Below are 18,112 nucleotides of genomic sequence, written 5' to 3' on the forward strand. Positions count from 1 at the left end.
ACCATCATTCGCAGAGTAGTTTTCTTCCTGTGATTTTACAATTTCGTGCTTTACCTTCGTCAGTCAGAACACCAATTCCTTCTTGACCATCGGATGTAAAGTCACCGGAAACAGATTTTCCATCTTTGAAACTGTATGTACCTTTGCCATTGATTTGTCCGTTTTGGAATTCTCCGACGTATTTATCCCCATTTTTGAAATGATACTCACCCGGACCTTGTTTTTTATCTTCTAAATAAGTTCCGCTAAATTTTTCACCGTCAGCATAGAGAAAACTTCCTGCACCTTCTCGCAGGTCGTTTTTAAATGATCCTGTATAAACATCGCCGTTGTCATATACATATTTACCGATCCCGTTGACACAATTCCCTTCGATACAGCCAAATTTTTTTCCACCCTTTTCAGGATCTTCAATGTTGGCATTTCTTGCAGTGGATTTAGGATCTTGGTTGGTTTGTTCATCCTTAGAATCAGGAGAAGCACAGGCCAAATAGATTGGTAAAAGAAACATTCCACAAACAAAGTGGCGAAAGGATAAATTCATACGTCCCCCAAATATGAAACCCATAGTAAGAGAAGATTTTATAGAAATCAATTCAAAAAGTATCGTTGAATGTCTAGGAAGCGGTCGTTTTCCAACTTAGATTTTGGAATCTCTTGTTGATTTTCTGTTGTCACCGGATTTTCTTCTTCGACAAGTTCTGATAAATTGGGCAAATCAACCAAAAAACGACTGATTGTTGTTAAACGATTTTTATCAGTAAACACTGGTGATGTTAAATACAGACCTTGTTTGGCTCTGGTGATTGCTACATAAAACAAACGTCTTTCTTCTTCCAATTCTTGTGTTGTTTTAATTCGAGAACTAGGCAAACTTCCTTCTACCACTTGCATAGTAAAAACATATTTCCACTCTAGACCCTTTGCTGAATGAATGGTGGATAAGGTCAAAAAATCATCTTCTTTGGAATCTAGGGGACTTGTATCCATTCGTTCCGTTGGATCCAAGGTCAAATTAGCCAAATAATCAGATAGATTCGGAGAGGATTTACTTAAAATTTTAAACGACTCCAAATCCAATTTTCTTTTATCAAAATCATCATACTCATCTTCCAAAATAGGAAAATAATGAGTTAGGATCGCTTCGACAATCGCCATACTATTTCGCAAATTTAAACTTTGAGACTGAAAAACTTTGATTAGTTTTTGAAAGGATGTTTTTGCCTGTTCAGGGATCCCTAAAAAGAATGTTGGCGAATTGAACACAAGGTCCCATTGAAACCCATTTGTTTCTAAATTCTTATAAAGAACCTGAGCATATTTTTTACCGATATGTTTCTCTAATAGTAAAACTCGATTCCATGAAAGTATGTCTTTGGGATTATCGATGATACGAAGGTAAGCAAGTAAATCCTTTACGTGAGCTAAATCCAAAAATCGTTTCCCCCCATACTTTCGAAATGGGATTTGTTTTGCAGTGAGTTTCACTTCTAACAGATTGGAGATATAACCGGCTCGAAAAAGAACAACAATTTCAGAAAGGGGAGTTCTATCTTCATACAATGCCAAAATTTCTTCCGTGATCCAATTTGCCTCTTCCTCTGAAGATTCAAATTTTACATGTTTTGGTTTGTTTGAACTAGATTGTTTGTTTGAAACTAAATGTTTTTTATAATTTTCTTTACTTTGGTCTAAAACAGAATTTGCTAATTCCAAAATCGGCTGAGTGCTTCGATAGTTTTCCGTTAGATGAATTATTTTAGTGTTGGGAAAAATTTTAGGAAAATCCAACATATTGTTAACATTGGCACCGCGAAATCCATAAATACATTGGGCGTCATCACCCACAACTAATATATTCTGGTGTTTACTTGCCAACAAACAAGCAATATGTGCCTGGATTCGATTGGTATCTTGGTATTCGTCAACCAAGATATATTGATATTGTAATCCAACACGTTCCCGGATGGATTCGTCTTCCATTAAGATTTTTCTTGTGAAATCAAGTAAGTCATCAAAATCCAATGAATTGTGTTTAAGTTTGAGATCTATATACTTTGATTTAATCTCTTGGATTTCTTGGGTAAGCCCAAGAAACATAGGGTATTCTTTTTGTAGGAGTTTTTCTAAAGATATTTGTAAGTTGAAACAACTAGAAAAGATCTCTACTAAAGTTTCTTTTTTGGGAAACCGAACTTGTTTGGTGACAATCTGATCCCGAGCCATCCCCACAAGACTTGTGGCATCATCTTCATCCAAAATCGTAAAATTTGAATTGAGGGAAACAACTAAGGAATATTTCCGAAGGAAGTGATGGCAAAAGGAATGAAAAGTCCCACCTTGTACAGACAACATGCGCGAATCGAGTTTCGTAGCCGCACGATTTAACATCTCTTTGGCTGCCCGCCTTGTAAAAGTTAAAAGCAATAGGGAACTTGGGTCAAATCCATTCTGAACAAGGGATGCCAATTTATTGACAAGAGTGTTAGTTTTTCCAGTACCAGCACCCGCCACAACCAGGATGGGACCCGGGGGGGATAAAATGACAGAATTTTGAGCCTCGTTTAAATCCTCATTCACAATACAGAGATTTGTTGTATGGATTCTGTTGACAAACGCTAATTATTGTATTTGATAGATGAATCCGGTTTTAATGATATGACAGCAGTTGTGGGAACAGAGAAAGAAACAGACGTTAAAAGAATCCTGGTCGTAGAAGACGAAAGAATCATTGCCATCAATATTTGTTCTACATTGAAACAATACGGATACAACGCTAAATACGTTTCTGATGCCAATGATGCAATCGAACATATCGAAAACGAACATTTTGATCTTGTGTTAATGGATATTATGTTAAACGGTCCCATGGATGGGATTGAAATCGCAACGATTATCAAAAAGACAAAGGAAATTCCTGTCATTTATTTGACTGCCTATTCTGACGAGGCCACTATCAACCGTGCAAAAGCGACAGAACCTTTTGGTTATTTAATCAAACCATTTAACAGTCGTGATTTATATATTTCTGTGGAGATGGCAATATACAAATCTCAAGTCCAAAAACACATCCGCAATGTAGAAAGTAGACTCGCAGAAAATCAAAAATGGGAAACCATCGCCCTTGTCGCCTCTGGAATCTCGCATGAAGTCAACAACCCCCTTACCTCGATCTTGAATTTGGCTGATTTGATTTCTTTGGAAGCCAAAAAATTAGGTAATCTTTCTTTAGAAGAAAAGGCTTCCAAAATTGCGGAAGAATCAGATCGAATTGCAAAAATTATCAAAAACCTAGTCTCTTATTCGCAATCGACATCTTCTCAGTGGACTTATTCCAATTTAGGAACTATCCTCAATGACACTCGGTCTTTTCTCCACCAATATTTCTTAAAAGAAGGAATTCAGTGTGAAATTGAATTTGGAGACGTCCCACTTGCTTATTGCCAACCGCAAAAGATTAAACAAGTACTCCTCAATTTAATGCAAGACGCACGTGTTCGTGTCAATACAAGAGAAGATTCCATTGGTAGAAAGATCATAGTCACACTCAAACAAGTGGAAGAAGATGGCACTAGCCTTATCCTCATTCAAATTAAGGATAATGGAGCAGAGGATTTGATGAAGGGAATTGCACAAATGAATTCCTTAGAAGTAACGAAAAGCATTGTAACAGAACATAAAGGTAAAATGTATCGGGATGAAGAAGAATCTGCATGGTATTTCACCCTACCAATCATAAAACCGCTATAACATTTGTTTAACGATTTTCCAAAACAAGTGGTTTCGGAAATTGAGGGGTTTCTTCTAATAATTTAAAAAATAACTGAATTCGGCTGGAGTGTAACATCCAGTTGTCCTCTAAAAACAAACCCGCCAGGAAAAAATTAAAGTCTTTGTAATACAGAAATGAAATCTGTGGATTTTTGGTGAAGTCAAGGAGGATGGCAAGAGCCAAACGATTGGCACTCTCATCTGGACCAAAACCCTCCATGGGGATTTGGATGGTTGGTTCGGGAACCATAAAACAATGTTCCGTAGATCCTTCTCTAACTTTGAGATTGTACCGCAAAGTTCCAGGAATACGCTCTCCAGAGTAGGTTTTTGCCATTCAAAACTCCCGGATGCTCAATGTTTGAGCCTTTTGATTATGTCCATTACATGAATCGTTCTGCAACTTCTTTTTCCGATAAAATACGGAACCTGAGTCCAAAATTCTGCCTGGTTTTCCATTGATTTTTTCGCCCGGTGTAAAACTCTCGTTCTATACTTTCAAAGCCCGCTGTGCAAAAATCCATTCGTTTCCTCATATTATTTTATGGTTTTCTCTTCGGAATGGAAATTCTGGCGCAGGATATCAACGGGCTAAAACTTCTGTTTCCAGAACAACAGGGACAGACAAAAAATGCGCAGGAAGAAGAAAGAAAACAAACAACGGCACAAGTCCAAAGAGGTCTTGTTAGAAAATCTGTTGATTCCATGTCGGATCGCGAAGTGGAAGACAACCTCCGCAATTTAGGACTCAATCCATCCGGTACCATTTACACAAAAAGGGAAAGACTCCGCGAGGCTCTTGTCCCAGAAGAAGAACAAAACTTAACTCCTGAATCTCTTCTTAGTTCTCAAACCAAAAAAGGACCTCCGATCCAAATTCAAAACGCAGCAGAGGGACAACTTTTAAACATTGATAAAACGAAAGGTGGAGTTCTTGTGCTTCGTGGTAAGGTTCGATTAAAAATTAGATCTGGCGAACTTGTTGCCGATTCAGTTTCGATTGATGCCAATCGACAAGAAATTTATGCAGAAGGGGGAGTGGAATACAAAGACGGTACTGCCAAAGTTAATGGCGACCGAATGATCTATGATTTAAAAATCAACCAAGGTGTTGTTTACAATTCAAAATTGAGTATGTTCCCTTCTCATTTCATTGGGCAAAAAATAAAACGTTTAGATGAAAAGCGTTACCTTTTGGAAATGGGATATTTTACTGCTTGTAATGCAGAACTTCCGCATGAATCTTTCCAGGCAAAAAAAATCTTTATTCATGATGATAAATCCGTAGTAGCTTATAGTGTTTCCTATAAAGTCGGAGGAACATCCTTATTCTGGCTTCCTGTATTGTATAACTCCGAATCAGGTAACGGAGTTACAACACAAATTGGTAAAAACAATACCCAAGGTTGGTTTTGGCAAAACTCTTACCAATGGTCTGACTCTTATCCAAATAGTATCTTTCTTGCCAACGGATATAAATTCAGATTTGATATGTATGAAAAAACTGGCCAGGCTGCTCAGTTAGAGATGTGGAAACTATCTCCCTTTTTGAATTACAATATCAACCTAGGTTATGCAAATTATAAGAATACTGCTATTACACCAGTTTATGAGGATCGATTTAAAAATGGCGGAGTAGGTAACGTCGCCGTTACAAACAACGTTGATCGAGGGGAAATGTTTCCCAATACAGGGTTACCCTACCGCAATACGGGCGTTAACTATGACCCGTGGTGGAAAACAGACATCCGATTGAACGCTAAGTTCAATGATTTTTCTCGTGACTACACAAGAAACGTTCAATTACAATATGAAAATTATAGTAATCGTCAGTTCGATTATGAATTTGGAAATAGATACCAACCTTCCAATTCGTTACAGTCCTTATACACTTATAGAGATGTTCGTTTTGGACTCATTCGTAACTTACTCAATTGGAACTTAAATTATACGGAAAACCGCGGGGATTTAAGCGTTGGTATTTCCATGAGCCGAACACTTGTGTATCAAATCCAAGCAAACCAATACTTTGCTGCACAAGACACATTACCAGCAGTAACGATCAGAAACTCAAGTAATATTGGTTTGGTGCCAGGTACAACAAGTCCAATTTATTGGGATTTATTATTCCAAACCAACATCAATCGGATTTACGGAGTTCCTCAACAAAAAACGAATCCGACAACTGGCGTTGTTGATCCGAGAAGCCAATACCAAGATTTTGTATTGCGGTCACAAACCAATGTAATCGGAGAAACAGGATTTCGTTCTCCAATTGCGATGGGTGCATATATGTCTTTTACACCTTCGGTTTATATGGGAGCAACAAAACAAACGGTTGAATTTCCTGGCTCCGGTAATGATTTAAACAGCCCTGACCGGGATGTGAACAAAGCATACGCAACACTTCTAAAACAACAATCTTATCAATATGTTCGACAATCTCATACAGTTCGTATGGGGATTCCAGAAATATTTTTATCGACCACCTATCGTCGTTTGGATGCTGACAAAGCAGAAGCAAAAGATCCTATTCTTGGAAATTTAAGACAACATGAAGCAGAGTTTTCATTAGAAAGTTATGCTCTTAATGATTGGGATATTTCTGTTAGAACCATTCGTGATTTACGTCAATTTTCTTCATCATACAATCCTGGCCTTACGAATATGCAACGTTGGTATTATACCGTTGTTCGAGTTGGTGGATTCTTTGATTTTGTGGATGGATTTACAACACGTAGACCGAGTCTTTTGGAAAGAAAACGCAATTTCTACTCCGGTATATTCATTAACAATGATTATGTGCACCATACCCCACAAAACAGATCCTTATCAAATAACTTAACTGTTTCTTATAAAATGGGCGGGTTTTCATGGCCCATCATTCGTGCATTTCGAAGTTTAGAAATTGGATCTACATGGTATCATGTTTATAAAGATAGTTATTTAGACAGTTACCGATTTTTCTTTAAAACTGACGTAAAAGTAACGAGATACTCTGGCCTTGAATTAGAACTTGATTCTCGAGTAACAGAACCATGGCGTTTGACTGCACTTGCACAGGGACAATTCTATGCAATGAATACTAGTCCAGAATTATATACTTCACAAACTGGGACCAATTATGACCAAACGACCATTTGGGAAGATTTAGCGGCGGGAACGGGTGCCCAAGGCCAAACACAAAGACAAAAAACTGTTTTTAATATCAACCGGTTCATGATGACCTTGAAGTTGGATTTACATAACTGGGAGTACCGTTTAGGTTACAGTATGAACCTAAGAGCATTACCGGGAGGTCTTGCAATGAACAACCAATTGACTTTTTACGACCAATCAGTATACTTTTCTGTTAACTTAACCAATTTTAGTTTTGGTGAATCGTCATCGGCACAAGCCACTCGAGTTCGTTTGTATCGATTCCGCAAACGTCCTCTTGACGGAACGACCACAGACCTAACGGAATAATTTTCGAGTTTATCATGTTAAAAGAAAGAAGCCAATCCTTCAAACTCCTGTTCATTGTAACAGATTTCTTTATTGCACTCACAAGTTTTGTTTGTGCTTATGTGATTCGATATTACCTTTCCCCTGATTCAAGTTTTCAAATCCAAACAATAGATCCCGTAAATTATCTTATTTTAGGAATCGTATTAGGATTTTCTCAAGTTTTATCGTTTCTTTCCATCGACTTATACCACCCAAGACGAGGTTTATCTTTTTCTGATGAACTTTTTGCTATCATTGCTGGTGTCATTTTAAATTTACTTGTGGTCCTCTCTCTTTTGTTTTTTTTTCGAGGAGAAAGTTTTTCAAGATTAGTCATTGGTTATTTTGCTATTTGTACAATCATCCTCACTTCCTTTTCTCATTTTATATTGCGTACCTTTATGCAATACCTACGAAGCAAAGGATTCAATTTAAAATCAGTTCTTATCATCGGAACGGGAAGATCAGCTATCAACTTTTCTGAAACCATTAAAAAACATTCCATTTACGGATATATGGTGAAAGGATTTGTTGCAGGGAAAAAAAACTTAGCTCCTAAAAAACTACAAACGGTCACAACAACAAACAAATTGGAATCTTACGTAGAAGAAAATAACATTGATTTAATTGTATATGCCTTATCTCACGAAGAAGGGGATTCCCTCAAAGAAGTCATCGACATTGCAGATTTTCATGGCATCGACTTGAAAGTGATTCCTAGTTACGAAGAAATTGTGACAGCAAAAGGTAGAGTAGAAGTTCTGGATGGGATTCCAATTATTTCTATCAGAAATATACCATTGCGACTGGGTTATAATTTAGTTTTAAAACGCATATTCGATATCTTATTTTCGTTATTTTTTATCTTAATGTTCAGTCCATTTTATTTGGTCATCGCCTTACTTGTAAAACTAACAAGCAAAGGTCCAATCTTTTATAAACAAGAACGAGTTGGTCTTGATAATAAAGTTTTTGGTATGATCAAGTTTCGATCGATGGTAGTACAAACCAAAGAAAAATCAGATACTCTATGGACGATCAAGGACGACCCTCGAGTGACTGCCGTTGGTGCAGTCCTTAGAAAGTTATCATTAGATGAAACACCACAATTTTTTAATGTATTACTTGGTGACATGTCGGTTGTAGGGCCAAGGCCTGAACGTCCATTTTATGTTGAAAAATTCAGAAACGAACATTTACAGTATATGAGGCGTCATGCTGCAAAAGCTGGTATTACCGGTTGGGCGCAGGTTCAAGGATTTCGCGGAGACACTTCAATTGAAAAACGAATTGAAGCAGATATCTTTTATATTGAGAACTGGTCTTTATTACTTGATATCAAAATCATACTACTCACCCCCCTTAAAACAATTATTGATAGGAATGCATACTGAGGAAAACTTATGGATGAAAAAGAATTAAAAAATATTGCCAATTTGGCAAAACTAAACATTGATGATGCGGAAGTATCCTCCATGTTAGGAGACTTTTCTCGGATTGTACAATACGTGGACGAAATCAAAAACTTGGACACATCCAGTGTAGGCGATGATGAAATTTATGAACAAATCTTTTATGAATTACGAAAGGATTTAGCTGAAAACGGTTTAAAAAGGGACGATTTAGCAAAAATTGCTCCGGCTTATGAAAATGGATATGTTGTCGTTCCAAAGGTGATTGAAACATGAAAGATTTAATTTTTCTAACTTATTCTGAGATCAAAACGAAACTAAATGAAGGAAGTTTGAGCTCGAAAGAATTAGTATTAGCTTATATCAAACGAATTGAGGAAGCAGATACAAAAGTAAAAGCTTTTTTAGAGTTCAATAAGGATCGTATTTTAAGCCAAGCAGAAGAAAGCGATAACCGGAGAAAAGCAGGAAAGTTACTTTCTGAATTTGATGGAATTCCCATCGGAATCAAAGATAATATCTGTATCTCTGGAGAAATCACTTCTTGTTCTTCACATATTTTAGAAAACTTTCGTTCACCATACGATGCATCAGTCATTCAAAAACTAAAAGACAAAGGATTTGTTTTATTTCCTAGGCTCAATATGGATGAGTTTGCGATGGGTTCTTCTACAGAAAACAGTGCTTTCCAAACCACTAGAAATCCTTTTGATACAAACAGAATTCCAGGAGGCTCTAGTGGCGGTTCAGCAGCGGCTGTAGCAGCCTCTATGTTACCTGTTTCTCTCGGCTCCGATACAGGAGGTTCCATTCGTCAACCGGCGGCACTCTGTGGAATTTGGGGTTTAAAACCTACGTACGGTCGTGTTTCCAGATACGGACTTGTAGCCTATGCATCGAGCCTTGACCAAATTGGACCTTTTTCTAATGATTTACAAGGAATCTCCGACCTGTTAGAGATTATATCAGGTTTGGATCACAAAGACCAAACCACTGCAAAAGTAAATGCCTTTGAAACAAATTCTGTTTCTTCCATTGATTGGAAAGGGAAACGAATTGGTGTGATGAAAACGGATGAGTTCAATTTTTCTCCAGATGTAAACAAACGTTATATGGACATTTTAAAAGAAGTAGAATCGAAAGGGGCAACTCTTGTCCCACTAGATTTTTCTCTATTAAAGTATGCTATTCCAGTTTACTATTTAATCGCGACTGCAGAATGTTCTTCCAACTTAAGCCGTTTTGATGGAATTCGGTATGGATTAAGAAAAGAAGGCACTGGTAAATTGGACGATTTATATTCTGAATCTAGAACTCAAGGATTTGGTCCAGAAGTTAAACGTAGAATTTTACTCGGTACATTTTCTTTAAGTTCTGGTTATTATGATGCTTATTATGGAAAGGCCCAGAAAGCAAGAGTTCTCATTCGCAAACAATATGCTGAATTCTTTAAGTCAGTAGATATTATTTTTCAACCAACATCACCGACGACAGCCTTTAAAGTTGGCGAAAAAACAAAGGATCCAATCCAAATGTACCAAGCAGATATCCTGACAACTTCAGTTAACTTAGCGGGAGTCCCAGCAATCAGTTGTCCTGCTGGATTGGATTCTGGAAACCTCCCAATTGGTTTACAAATTACATCATCACACTTTGATGAAACAAAACTTCTAAGTTACGCAAAATCTATTTCGGAATTAGAAATCTGCAAACTCCCACTTCCTATAGAGATCAGCTAACATGGATGAGCTTACCAAAAGAGTCATTCCTTGTTTGGATATCAAAGGAGGAAGGGTAGTAAAAGGTGTTCAATTTGTTAACCTAATTGATGCAGGTGATCCAGTCTCCTGCGCAGTTGCATACGAAGAAAATAAAGCCGACGAACTTTGTTTTTTGGACATTACGGCCTCCTCTGACAAACGAGATATCCTCCTCCACTTAGTGGAACAGGTTGCCAACCGACTCTTTATTCCTTTCACGGTAGGGGGGGGAATTCGCACGATAGAAGATGTGAAAGCTGTCTTAAACAAAGGAGCCGACAAAGTTTCAATTAATACGAGCGCTTTTCAAAATCCAAAGTTACTTAAAGATTCAAGCGAAATTTATGGATCCCAATGTATTGTCTGTGCCATCGATGTAAAATTCCATCCTGAACGAAAACGGTACGAAGTGTACCTCAATGGTGGACGCCTAGAAACTGGTAGAGAAGCATTGGATTGGGGTAGGGAAGCGTTCGAAATGGGGGCTGGCGAAATTTTGCTGACTTCAATGGATAAAGATGGTACCAAAGATGGATTTGATATCACTCTCATGAAATCTTTTACATCCAATCTTTCCATCCCAATCATTGCATCCGGCGGTGCAGGAAATCCAGAACATATGGCTGAAGTCATTCTCCGAGGGGGAGCAGACGCTGTACTTGCTGCTTCAATTTTTCATTTTGGAGAATTTTCGATCCAAGATACAAAACAAACAATGAAAGAGATGGGAATCAAAGTGAGATTATGATTTCTTTCCATATACTTGATTTTGTTTTTTTTCTTTTTCCTTTTGTAGTCATTCTCCTTCTTCTTTTTCGTTTTAGATCCAAACAAAAATCCACAAAAGAATATTTTCAAGCAGAAGGAAGTTTATCTTGGTTTGTCGCTGGAACAGCTATGGTTGCTACCACCTTTGCTGCAGACACTCCCCTTGCTGTAACAGAAATTATTCGAGGACAAGGTATTGCCGGAAACTGGATTTGGTGGTATATGGCAGTCGGCGGATTTATTACCGTATTCTTTTTTTCTAAATTATGGAAAAGGTCAGGAGCATCTACCGATTTAGAACTTATCGGACTGAGATATAGCGGAAAAGAAGCAGATTTTTTAAGAGGGTTTAAAGCATTTGTCATCGGTTTTTTGCTTAACTTAGTCATCCTTGGTTGGGTAAATTTGGCCATGCTTAAAATCATTCCTGTATTTTTCCCAACGATGACTTCATCTCATATTCTCATCTATTTATTGTTATTTGGAGTTTTTTATACTTCGATTGCCGGCCTCAGGGGAATTTCCTACATCGATGTTTTTCAGTTTTTTTTAGCTTGGATTGGTTGTATTCTTTTTGCTTATTATGCGATAAATTTACCAACCATTGGCGGGTTGGAAGGATTAAAATCTAAACTAAATGGAAACAAAATTCTTTTTTTTCCCAATGGATTAGAAGGGAGTTTGCCTTGGGATCATTTCCTTATTCTTTTAACAGTTCTTTGGTGGTCTAGTTGGTATCCAGGTTCGGAACCTGGTGGAGGGGGATATATTGCTCAGCGAATTTTGGCTACTAAAGATGAAAATGCAGCGTTAAAAGGTTCCCTTTGGTTTGTTGTTGCACATTATTTTATCCGCCCTTGGCCTTGGATTCTCGTAGCTCTAGTATCCATTGTTTTATATCCCAATCTTACGGAAGTAGAAAGTGGGAAAGGTTTTCTTATGGTTTTAAAAGAGGGTATGCCTAATGGCATGATGGGACTAATGCTAAGTGCTTTCCTTGCTGCATATCTTTCCACACTCGCCACCCATTTGAATTGGGGAGCCTCTTATTTAGTTAATGATCTTTGGAAACCAATGTTACAAAAAGGAAGGTCGGATTCTTATTATTTAAAGATTTCCTACGGAATTCAAATCATAACAGCCATTTGTTCCTACTTTTTGGCAGTTTATGGAATGGATACGATCAAAGGTGCCTGGGTATTTTTATTAGAAGCTTCTTCCGGCATTGGATTTATTTTAATTGCACGGTGGTTTTTCTGGAGAATTTCCGCTTGGACAGAAATTTTCGCATTCATACTTTCTCCTATTTTATACTTAATCTTTTCCTTGTACCTGAAAATCGGATTTCCTTATTCCATATTATACACGGCAGGTTCATCCGCTATATTGCTCATTGTATCAACGTATTTTTTACCAAATACAGATCGAAATGTACTGATTCAGTTCTATGATCGAACCAAGCCTCCTTATTTTTTTTGGAAGGGACTATTTTTAACGGATAAGAATCAAAAACAAACCATTTACCCAAATCAATTGTTCGTTTCGCTGGCAGGAACCATTTCTGGTCTCTTTTTTGTCTTTGGTGGTCTTTATACAGTCCAATGTTTATTATGGAATGAAGGTTTATTGATCATTGGTCTCGTGGTTTTTCTTATAGGACTCATTGGATTATATCTATCTCTCCAAACTTTACAACAGAACCAAAGATAAAACATTCAGATTCCTCCACCTTAATAAGGTGAATTTCGAATTTCTGTGATCACCTGTGTAAACAGATTTAGACTTTTGGGATCATTTGGGTCAATGGTTTGAAAAGCCATCATGGAATGATCACAATCTGCTATATCAATTTGTTTGTAGGTTAAGTTTCCAAGCCTTGCGCTATTTCGTGGTACGATTCCATCAGATTGTGTAAACCCTGCATTCGATAAAATCGTACAACCTGTATTATAGTAGAATGTTTCTCCATCATTACAGCCGCTCATTACTCCAGCAAAACTAACAAACTTTCCATTCAGATTATTGTTCAGGTATGATTGGTTGATCACATCCAGAACAAGATTTTCTGCTCCATTCAAATTCGTTTGGCCCACACCTTGGTTGGTATATCCCAACTCGGATCCACCTTGGGTTCCCACCAAGTAATTTCCTAAATCATTTAAAAATGGGTTACTTGCTAAAAAACTGGGTGTCGCGAATGGAGATCCAAACTGTGGACTAGCCAAAGTAACAACTAACCGAACGAAGGGAAGGTTTCCAGTATCTGGTGACAAAGCCACACGAGTTACAAGACCTCCCATCGAATGAGCCACAATATAAACTTGATCTGAGTCAGTAAAATTCAAACGTAAAGTGTTTTGAAATTGTTTTCCATTGATTAAAATGCTATTGGAAGTTCGGTAGGTATATACATAGAAATCAAAATCGCTATTAGCAGAAGCCCTTCCTTCCTGAAAGTGAATCAGTCCATTGGAAAATGTATTTTTTATATTTTGAATTTTTTTCTCATCATTTGTGATGGGATCAGAATCTCTTTCCGCTGGATTCCAACCATGAATCAAAACAATTTTCTTTTTTCCAGATTTGGGAAAGAACTCAGAAGAAATAAATTGAGAATCCGATAAATTCTGAGAAAAACCGGGGAAAAAACCATATAACTTTTGGTTAGGATTGGGAAGGAGGCCAAGAAAAGCAAGTAACAGTGCTTCGTCGTTTTTTTTCTCTTCGGATACAAATTCCTTTCTATAAAAGTCGTAAATACAAGAAGGGAATATAAAAATCCCAATAAAAAGATTTAAAACAAAAAGAAATATATTTCGCCTAACGCGAAACATTTTGTACCCGATCCAAAGTGATTCCGCAAGCAACCACAACATTTAACGATGTTACAGAGCCAAAAAGTGGAATCCTTGCTACATAATCTGCCTCCTCCAATAACAATCGTTTAACGCCTTCACCTTCGTTCCCCATGATCACCGCTATTTGAGATGCATCTGGTAAAGTTTCCCAAATGGTTTCTTCACCTTCTTCATCAGTGGCAAGAACCCAATATTCATTTTTTTTGAGAAATTCCATCCCATGCATCAGATTTGCGACTCGGTAGATTTGCAAATGATGGACTGCTCCCGCAGAAACCTTTTCCACAACCGGAGTGATTGGTGAGGTGTCTCGATCAGACATTAACACGTGTTTCACTCCCATACATTCAGCAGTTCTCAAAATATTTCCGAGATTGCCAGGATCTTGGATCCGATCCAAAATTAAGATGGGACCTTCGCCTGCTTCTACATTCTGTTTGAATTGTTCAAATCCAAGGGAGGAAAACGATTTTTGCTTTGTACGAATGATCACATAACCTTGGTGGTTTTTATCAGATGCAATACGATCCAATTCTCTCGAGGATACAGTCGTAAACTTTACTGAATTTGGAATATAACCTCGTATTCTTTGTTTTTCTTCATTTCCCATCGAGTCTTTAACGATGACTTCTCGAATGGTTTTAACACCACGTTCCGGAGCCATCTGTTCCAAAGATTCCAAAAATTCATAAAAATTTCTTTTACCGAAAAGTATTTCTACTGGGCTTTTTTCCATGTGGTATTTCCTTCTTTTGTATCAGCGAGAAGGATTCCTTTTTCTTCCAACTCTTTACGAATTTTGTCGGCAGTAGAGAAATCTTTATTTTGTTTGGCAGCTTTTCTTGCTTCGATTTGTTCCAAAATCCAGTCTTCGGAAATTCCATCCAAAGACTGGACTTGTTTCTCAAAGGAAAATACAGCGAAGAGGTCATTTACTTTATAAAATAATAAGAGGGACTCTTTTAAAAATAAAGAATCAAAAAGTTCTGTATTAGAATCCAAAAAATGATTCACAATCCTTACAAGTTCAAAAACAGAAGCAAGTGCTTTGGGAACATTTAAATCATCGGCTAATGAATTTAAAAATTCCAAATTTAGTTTTTGTATTTCAGGAACAATAAAAACATAATCTTTTAATGAATTTGGGACTTTGTCCCATAATTTTCCTTCTTCTAATACCCGATAGATGGTATTTTGAATCCTCTCCATCGCTGTTTTAGATTCATCCAATTTACTCAAAGAAAAATTCAACTTACTTCTGTAATGTGCAGAAATCAAATGGTAACGTATGGCATTTGGATCATATCCTTTCTCTAAAATATCTCGTAAGGTATAAAAATTACCCTTACTTTTAGACATTTTTTCTCCATCCACAAGTAGATGTTCACAATGAAGCCAAGTACCAACAAATTCTTCGTCAGGATAAGCACCTAAACTTTGAGCCACTTCATTTTCATGATGAGGAAAGAGTAGGTCAATTCCTCCTGTATGAATGTCCACCCCAGAGCCATATACTTTGCGAATCATTGCAGAACATTCTAAATGCCAACCAGGTCGTCCTGTTCCAATCCTAGTATGCCAACATTTTTCTTCTTCGTTTTTTTGGTTTTTCCAAAGGACAAAATCTCTGACATCATCCTTTTCATACTCATCTGCGTCGTATCGAACACCAGACTTCATTCCAGAAACATCAATTTTTGATAGTTCCCCATAACGACTAAATTTTTGAATGGAAAAGTACAAACTCCCATCCTTTTCATAAACAAGGCCATTGGCCTTTAATGTTTCCACTAGTCCTACCATATCATCTATGGATTCGGTTGCTTTCGGATAATGTTCTAGTTTTTGAACATGAAGGGTTTCTAAATCTTTAAAAAATGCTTCCGTCCACGGTTTAGTAAACTCTTCTACACTAATTTTTCTTTTGATCGATTCGTTTATTATTTTGTCATCAATATCAGTAATGTTCATTGATTGGTTTAGCTTATATCCACCTAACAAAAGTGCACGGCGAAGTACATCAACAAACAAAAACGAACGAATATTTCCTATATGAGCGAAATTATATACGGTTGGCCCACACGAATATATGCTTACATTCGAAGGATCTTTGGGAGAAAAAGGTTCTTTTTTTCCTGATTTGGAATTCTGAAATACAAATGGAATGACTGTCATAAAGCAAAAATTTCTTTTACAAATTCCAGATTGGCTTGTGGTTGTTTATCTTTTCCCGCTTCATTTCCTTCCGTTGGATACAACTGCATACGTTTATCACAATTCATATGGTTAAACAAAGCAAAGGTTGATTTTGGATGAGAGATAACATCTTCCATTCCGCATGAGAAGAGAGCCGGGATTTTGATCTTTTTGGAAAAGTTCAAAGCATCGAAATAAGCCAGTTCTTTTTTATAATCTATTTTTTTAGTGGCCCTTTTTTCTAAAAAAGGAGTGAGTTCGCGAATCCACGGATTCCCCTTTAAAGAAATTTGGTCCTTATCAATATAACAAAAAGACGGTGTTTCTAATATCAAACCTTTGATTCGATCGGAATAGGCTGCACCAAACACCGATAAAGCGGAACCCAATGATTTTCCATGTAAAATGATTTGGTCTCCGTCAATCCCGTCGGTCAAACGCAAAAACTCAATTGTACGAATTACGTCTAAGTAGAGTTTACGCATATAAAAATCTTCTTTTTGATCAAGCCCATGAGCAAAATAATTGGGTGTCCAACCGATGGGTACCTTTCCCGTGGTTGGGTCGACTGGGGCATGAACCATTTCCTCACCATGCCCACGCAAGGTGATATGAAGCTGAGCTACACCCAAATCTGAATAACCTTTTTGGATTTCTTCTGGAACGGCTAAATAGTCATGGAAATAAACAACTACAGGCCGGTTCCCTCTTTTTCTTGGGATTGCTAGTTTTCCATGTAACACATGATTGTCGATACTTTGAAAACTAATATCATTGAGAGATTCCCAAATAAAAGATCCTTTCAAAACGGTTTTGTATGTCGCTTTGATTGGAACTTTTTTTAATTCTGCTATCCCTGCCTTCCAAAAACTATCCAAGTCAGAAGGTGGGTCTAGTTTTGGAACCGTTTGGAAACATTCATCAAAACTAACGGTTTGTGGCATGAGAATCCAACTTAGGAGAAAATTGATTTAAAAAACTATACATGGTTTGCAGCAATAAAACTGATATCGTCATGGGACCAACTCCACCAGGTACGGGAGTATAATAAGAAGATTTGTCCTTGGCTTTAGAGATTTCAATGTCTCCCACATTTCCTACATTATAACCAGCATCTAAAAGAACTGCGCCTTCTTTGATCCAATCGGCTTGAATGAACTCAGGTTTTCCAACCGCACCGACCACTATGTCCGCTTGTTTTACTAGCTCTGGTAAATTTTTGGTTTTCGAATGACATAAGGTAACAGTGGCATTTAGGTTTGTAAGCATGATAGCCATTGGTTTTCCAAGAATAGGGGACCTTCCAACAACAACAGCATGTTTACCGGATACATCGATTCCATATTCCTGAAGCAAAAGTACCATCCCATACGGAGTGCAGGGAAAATATGCCTCGCTATTCATTGATAGTTTACCGAAGGATATGGTAGTCACTCCATCAACATCCTTTTCTAGTGCAATTTCATCAAAACACAGCCGTTCATCAATTTGATGCGGAACTGGATGTTGTAAAAGAATTCCATTCACTGAATCATCTGCATTCAGTTTTCTAATTTCAGCTAACAACTCTTCTGTGGTTGTTTCTTCTTTCATCCGAACATAACGAGAACCCATTCCCACCTTTTCACAGGCCTTCACCTTCATGTTCACATAGGTTTCGGACGCGGGGTTATCCCCAACAAGGATGGTAGCAAGAGTCGGGACACCTTTGCCTTCGGATTTAGCTTTTGCTAGTGTTTCTGCGATTCGATTTCGAATTTTTTCGGAAATCGCTTTACCGTCTAATAGGATGCTAGATTTCATTCTGTAAGTTCAAAATTTCAGAGAAAATTGAACTGGCAAACAGAAAAAACCATCC

General features: G+C 37.4%; 15 protein-coding genes. 7 read left to right on the top strand and 8 right to left on the bottom strand.

Annotated elements, in window-relative coordinates; translation table 11 throughout:
* Positions 1 to 4: 4 nt before the first annotated feature.
* Both CLV96_RS02305 and CLV96_RS02310 read right to left on the bottom strand, forming a co-directional pair.
* Entirely contained in the window at positions 5 to 544 is a 540-nt protein-coding gene (locus tag CLV96_RS02305) for an MORN repeat-containing protein (protein ID WP_004788644.1), read from the bottom strand.
* Positions 545 to 591: 47 nt separating this feature from the next.
* Positions 592 to 2,580 carry an ATP-dependent helicase gene (locus CLV96_RS02310; RefSeq protein WP_004789184.1) on the bottom strand — a complete coding sequence of 663 codons (1,989 nt, stop codon included), beginning with the start codon at positions 2,578 to 2,580 and terminating at the stop codon, positions 592 to 594.
* A 78-nt stretch (positions 2,581 to 2,658) separates the two neighbouring features.
* On the opposite strand from CLV96_RS02310, the gene CLV96_RS02315 reads away from it, so the two are divergent.
* Positions 2,659 to 3,750: a response regulator gene (locus tag CLV96_RS02315; protein ID WP_004789003.1), complete on the top strand. Its 1,092-nt coding sequence runs from the start codon at positions 2,659 to 2,661 to the stop codon at positions 3,748 to 3,750.
* Between the two features lie 7 nt (positions 3,751 to 3,757).
* Here the strand turns inward: CLV96_RS02315 and CLV96_RS02320 are convergent, their stop codons facing one another.
* Positions 3,758 to 4,108 carry a hypothetical protein gene (locus CLV96_RS02320; RefSeq protein WP_004789298.1) on the bottom strand — a complete coding sequence of 117 codons (351 nt, stop codon included), beginning with the start codon at positions 4,106 to 4,108 and terminating at the stop codon, positions 3,758 to 3,760.
* A 224-nt stretch (positions 4,109 to 4,332) separates the two neighbouring features.
* Here CLV96_RS02320 and CLV96_RS02325 point away from each other — a divergent pair, with 224 nt between their 5' ends.
* From CLV96_RS02325 to CLV96_RS02350, 6 genes are read left to right on the top strand one after another with little or no spacing between them, the layout of a single operon-like run.
* Entirely contained in the window at positions 4,333 to 7,239 is a 2,907-nt protein-coding gene (locus tag CLV96_RS02325; RefSeq protein ID WP_004788974.1) for an LPS-assembly protein LptD, read from the top strand.
* A gap of 14 nt (positions 7,240 to 7,253) precedes the next feature.
* Positions 7,254 to 8,654, top strand: a complete 1,401-nt coding sequence (locus tag CLV96_RS02330) for an undecaprenyl-phosphate glucose phosphotransferase (protein ID WP_004788855.1) — start codon at positions 7,254 to 7,256, stop codon at positions 8,652 to 8,654.
* Positions 8,655 to 8,663: 9 nt separating this feature from the next.
* Positions 8,664 to 8,948 carry an Asp-tRNA(Asn)/Glu-tRNA(Gln) amidotransferase subunit GatC gene (gene gatC / locus CLV96_RS02335; protein ID WP_004788751.1) on the top strand — a complete coding sequence of 95 codons (285 nt, stop codon included), beginning with the start codon at positions 8,664 to 8,666 and terminating at the stop codon, positions 8,946 to 8,948.
* On the top strand, positions 8,945 to 10,411 hold the full coding sequence (gene gatA, locus CLV96_RS02340) for an Asp-tRNA(Asn)/Glu-tRNA(Gln) amidotransferase subunit GatA (RefSeq protein ID WP_004788616.1): 1,467 nt from the start codon (positions 8,945 to 8,947) through the stop codon (positions 10,409 to 10,411). The genes gatC and gatA overlap by 4 nt, the downstream gene beginning before the upstream one ends.
* Before the next feature lies 1 nt (position 10,412).
* Entirely contained in the window at positions 10,413 to 11,180 is a 768-nt protein-coding gene (gene hisF / locus CLV96_RS02345; protein WP_004788685.1) for an imidazole glycerol phosphate synthase subunit HisF, read from the top strand.
* Positions 11,177 to 12,910 (top strand): sodium:solute symporter family protein, encoded by a 1,734-nt coding sequence (locus tag CLV96_RS02350; RefSeq protein WP_004788599.1) that lies wholly within the window; start codon positions 11,177 to 11,179, stop codon positions 12,908 to 12,910. Before hisF ends, CLV96_RS02350 begins: the two co-directional genes overlap by 4 nt.
* A 20-nt stretch (positions 12,911 to 12,930) precedes the next feature.
* Here CLV96_RS02350 and CLV96_RS02355 read toward each other — a convergent pair whose 3' ends face one another.
* The 5 genes from CLV96_RS02355 to folD are packed head-to-tail and all read right to left on the bottom strand — an operon-like array spanning position 12,931 to position 18,057.
* Entirely contained in the window at positions 12,931 to 14,034 is a 1,104-nt protein-coding gene (locus CLV96_RS02355; protein ID WP_004788425.1) for an alpha/beta hydrolase, read from the bottom strand.
* The gene (gene rlmB / locus CLV96_RS02360; protein WP_004788311.1) at positions 14,021 to 14,794 is read right to left on the bottom strand and encodes a 23S rRNA (guanosine(2251)-2'-O)-methyltransferase RlmB; all 774 of its coding nucleotides are present in this window, start codon (positions 14,792 to 14,794) and stop codon (positions 14,021 to 14,023) included. Before rlmB ends, CLV96_RS02355 begins: the two co-directional genes overlap by 14 nt.
* Positions 14,776 to 16,233 (bottom strand): cysteine--tRNA ligase, encoded by a 1,458-nt coding sequence (gene cysS, locus CLV96_RS02365; RefSeq protein ID WP_004788303.1) that lies wholly within the window; start codon positions 16,231 to 16,233, stop codon positions 14,776 to 14,778. The genes rlmB and cysS overlap by 19 nt, the downstream gene beginning before the upstream one ends.
* Positions 16,230 to 17,198, bottom strand: a complete 969-nt coding sequence (locus CLV96_RS02370; RefSeq protein ID WP_004789139.1) for an acetylxylan esterase — start codon at positions 17,196 to 17,198, stop codon at positions 16,230 to 16,232. The genes cysS and CLV96_RS02370 overlap by 4 nt, the downstream gene beginning before the upstream one ends.
* Entirely contained in the window at positions 17,182 to 18,057 is an 876-nt protein-coding gene (folD, locus tag CLV96_RS02375) for a bifunctional methylenetetrahydrofolate dehydrogenase/methenyltetrahydrofolate cyclohydrolase FolD (RefSeq protein WP_004788958.1), read from the bottom strand. Before folD ends, CLV96_RS02370 begins: the two co-directional genes overlap by 17 nt.
* Between the last annotated feature and the right edge of the window lie 55 nt (positions 18,058 to 18,112).

Origin of the sequence: Leptospira meyeri, from assembly GCF_004368965.1 — a bacterium.
GTDB lineage: Bacteria > Spirochaetota > Leptospiria > Leptospirales > Leptospiraceae > Leptospira_A > Leptospira_A meyeri.

Bases quoted from the DNA above. Each gene is read 5' to 3' on its own strand.
- CLV96_RS02305 (WP_004788644.1), bottom strand. From the start codon at position 544: ATGAATTTATCCTTTCGCCACTTTGTTTGTGGAATGTTTCTTTTACCA.
- CLV96_RS02315 (WP_004789003.1), top strand. From the start codon at position 2,659: ATGACAGCAGTTGTGGGAACAGAGAAAGAAACAGACGTTAAAAGAATC.
- CLV96_RS02320 (WP_004789298.1), bottom strand. From the start codon at position 4,108: ATGGCAAAAACCTACTCTGGAGAGCGTATTCCTGGAACTTTGCGGTAC.
- CLV96_RS02325 (WP_004788974.1), top strand. From the start codon at position 4,333: ATGGAAATTCTGGCGCAGGATATCAACGGGCTAAAACTTCTGTTTCCA.
- CLV96_RS02330 (WP_004788855.1), top strand. From the start codon at position 7,254: ATGTTAAAAGAAAGAAGCCAATCCTTCAAACTCCTGTTCATTGTAACA.
- gatC (WP_004788751.1), top strand. From the start codon at position 8,664: ATGGATGAAAAAGAATTAAAAAATATTGCCAATTTGGCAAAACTAAAC.
- gatA (WP_004788616.1), top strand. From the start codon at position 8,945: ATGAAAGATTTAATTTTTCTAACTTATTCTGAGATCAAAACGAAACTA.
- hisF (WP_004788685.1), top strand. From the start codon at position 10,413: ATGGATGAGCTTACCAAAAGAGTCATTCCTTGTTTGGATATCAAAGGA.
- CLV96_RS02350 (WP_004788599.1), top strand. From the start codon at position 11,177: ATGATTTCTTTCCATATACTTGATTTTGTTTTTTTTCTTTTTCCTTTT.
- CLV96_RS02355 (WP_004788425.1), bottom strand. From the start codon at position 14,034: ATGTTTCGCGTTAGGCGAAATATATTTCTTTTTGTTTTAAATCTTTTT.
- rlmB (WP_004788311.1), bottom strand. From the start codon at position 14,794: ATGGAAAAAAGCCCAGTAGAAATACTTTTCGGTAAAAGAAATTTTTAT.
- cysS (WP_004788303.1), bottom strand. From the start codon at position 16,233: ATGACAGTCATTCCATTTGTATTTCAGAATTCCAAATCAGGAAAAAAA.
- CLV96_RS02370 (WP_004789139.1), bottom strand. From the start codon at position 17,198: ATGCCACAAACCGTTAGTTTTGATGAATGTTTCCAAACGGTTCCAAAA.
- folD (WP_004788958.1), bottom strand. From the start codon at position 18,057: ATGAAATCTAGCATCCTATTAGACGGTAAAGCGATTTCCGAAAAAATT.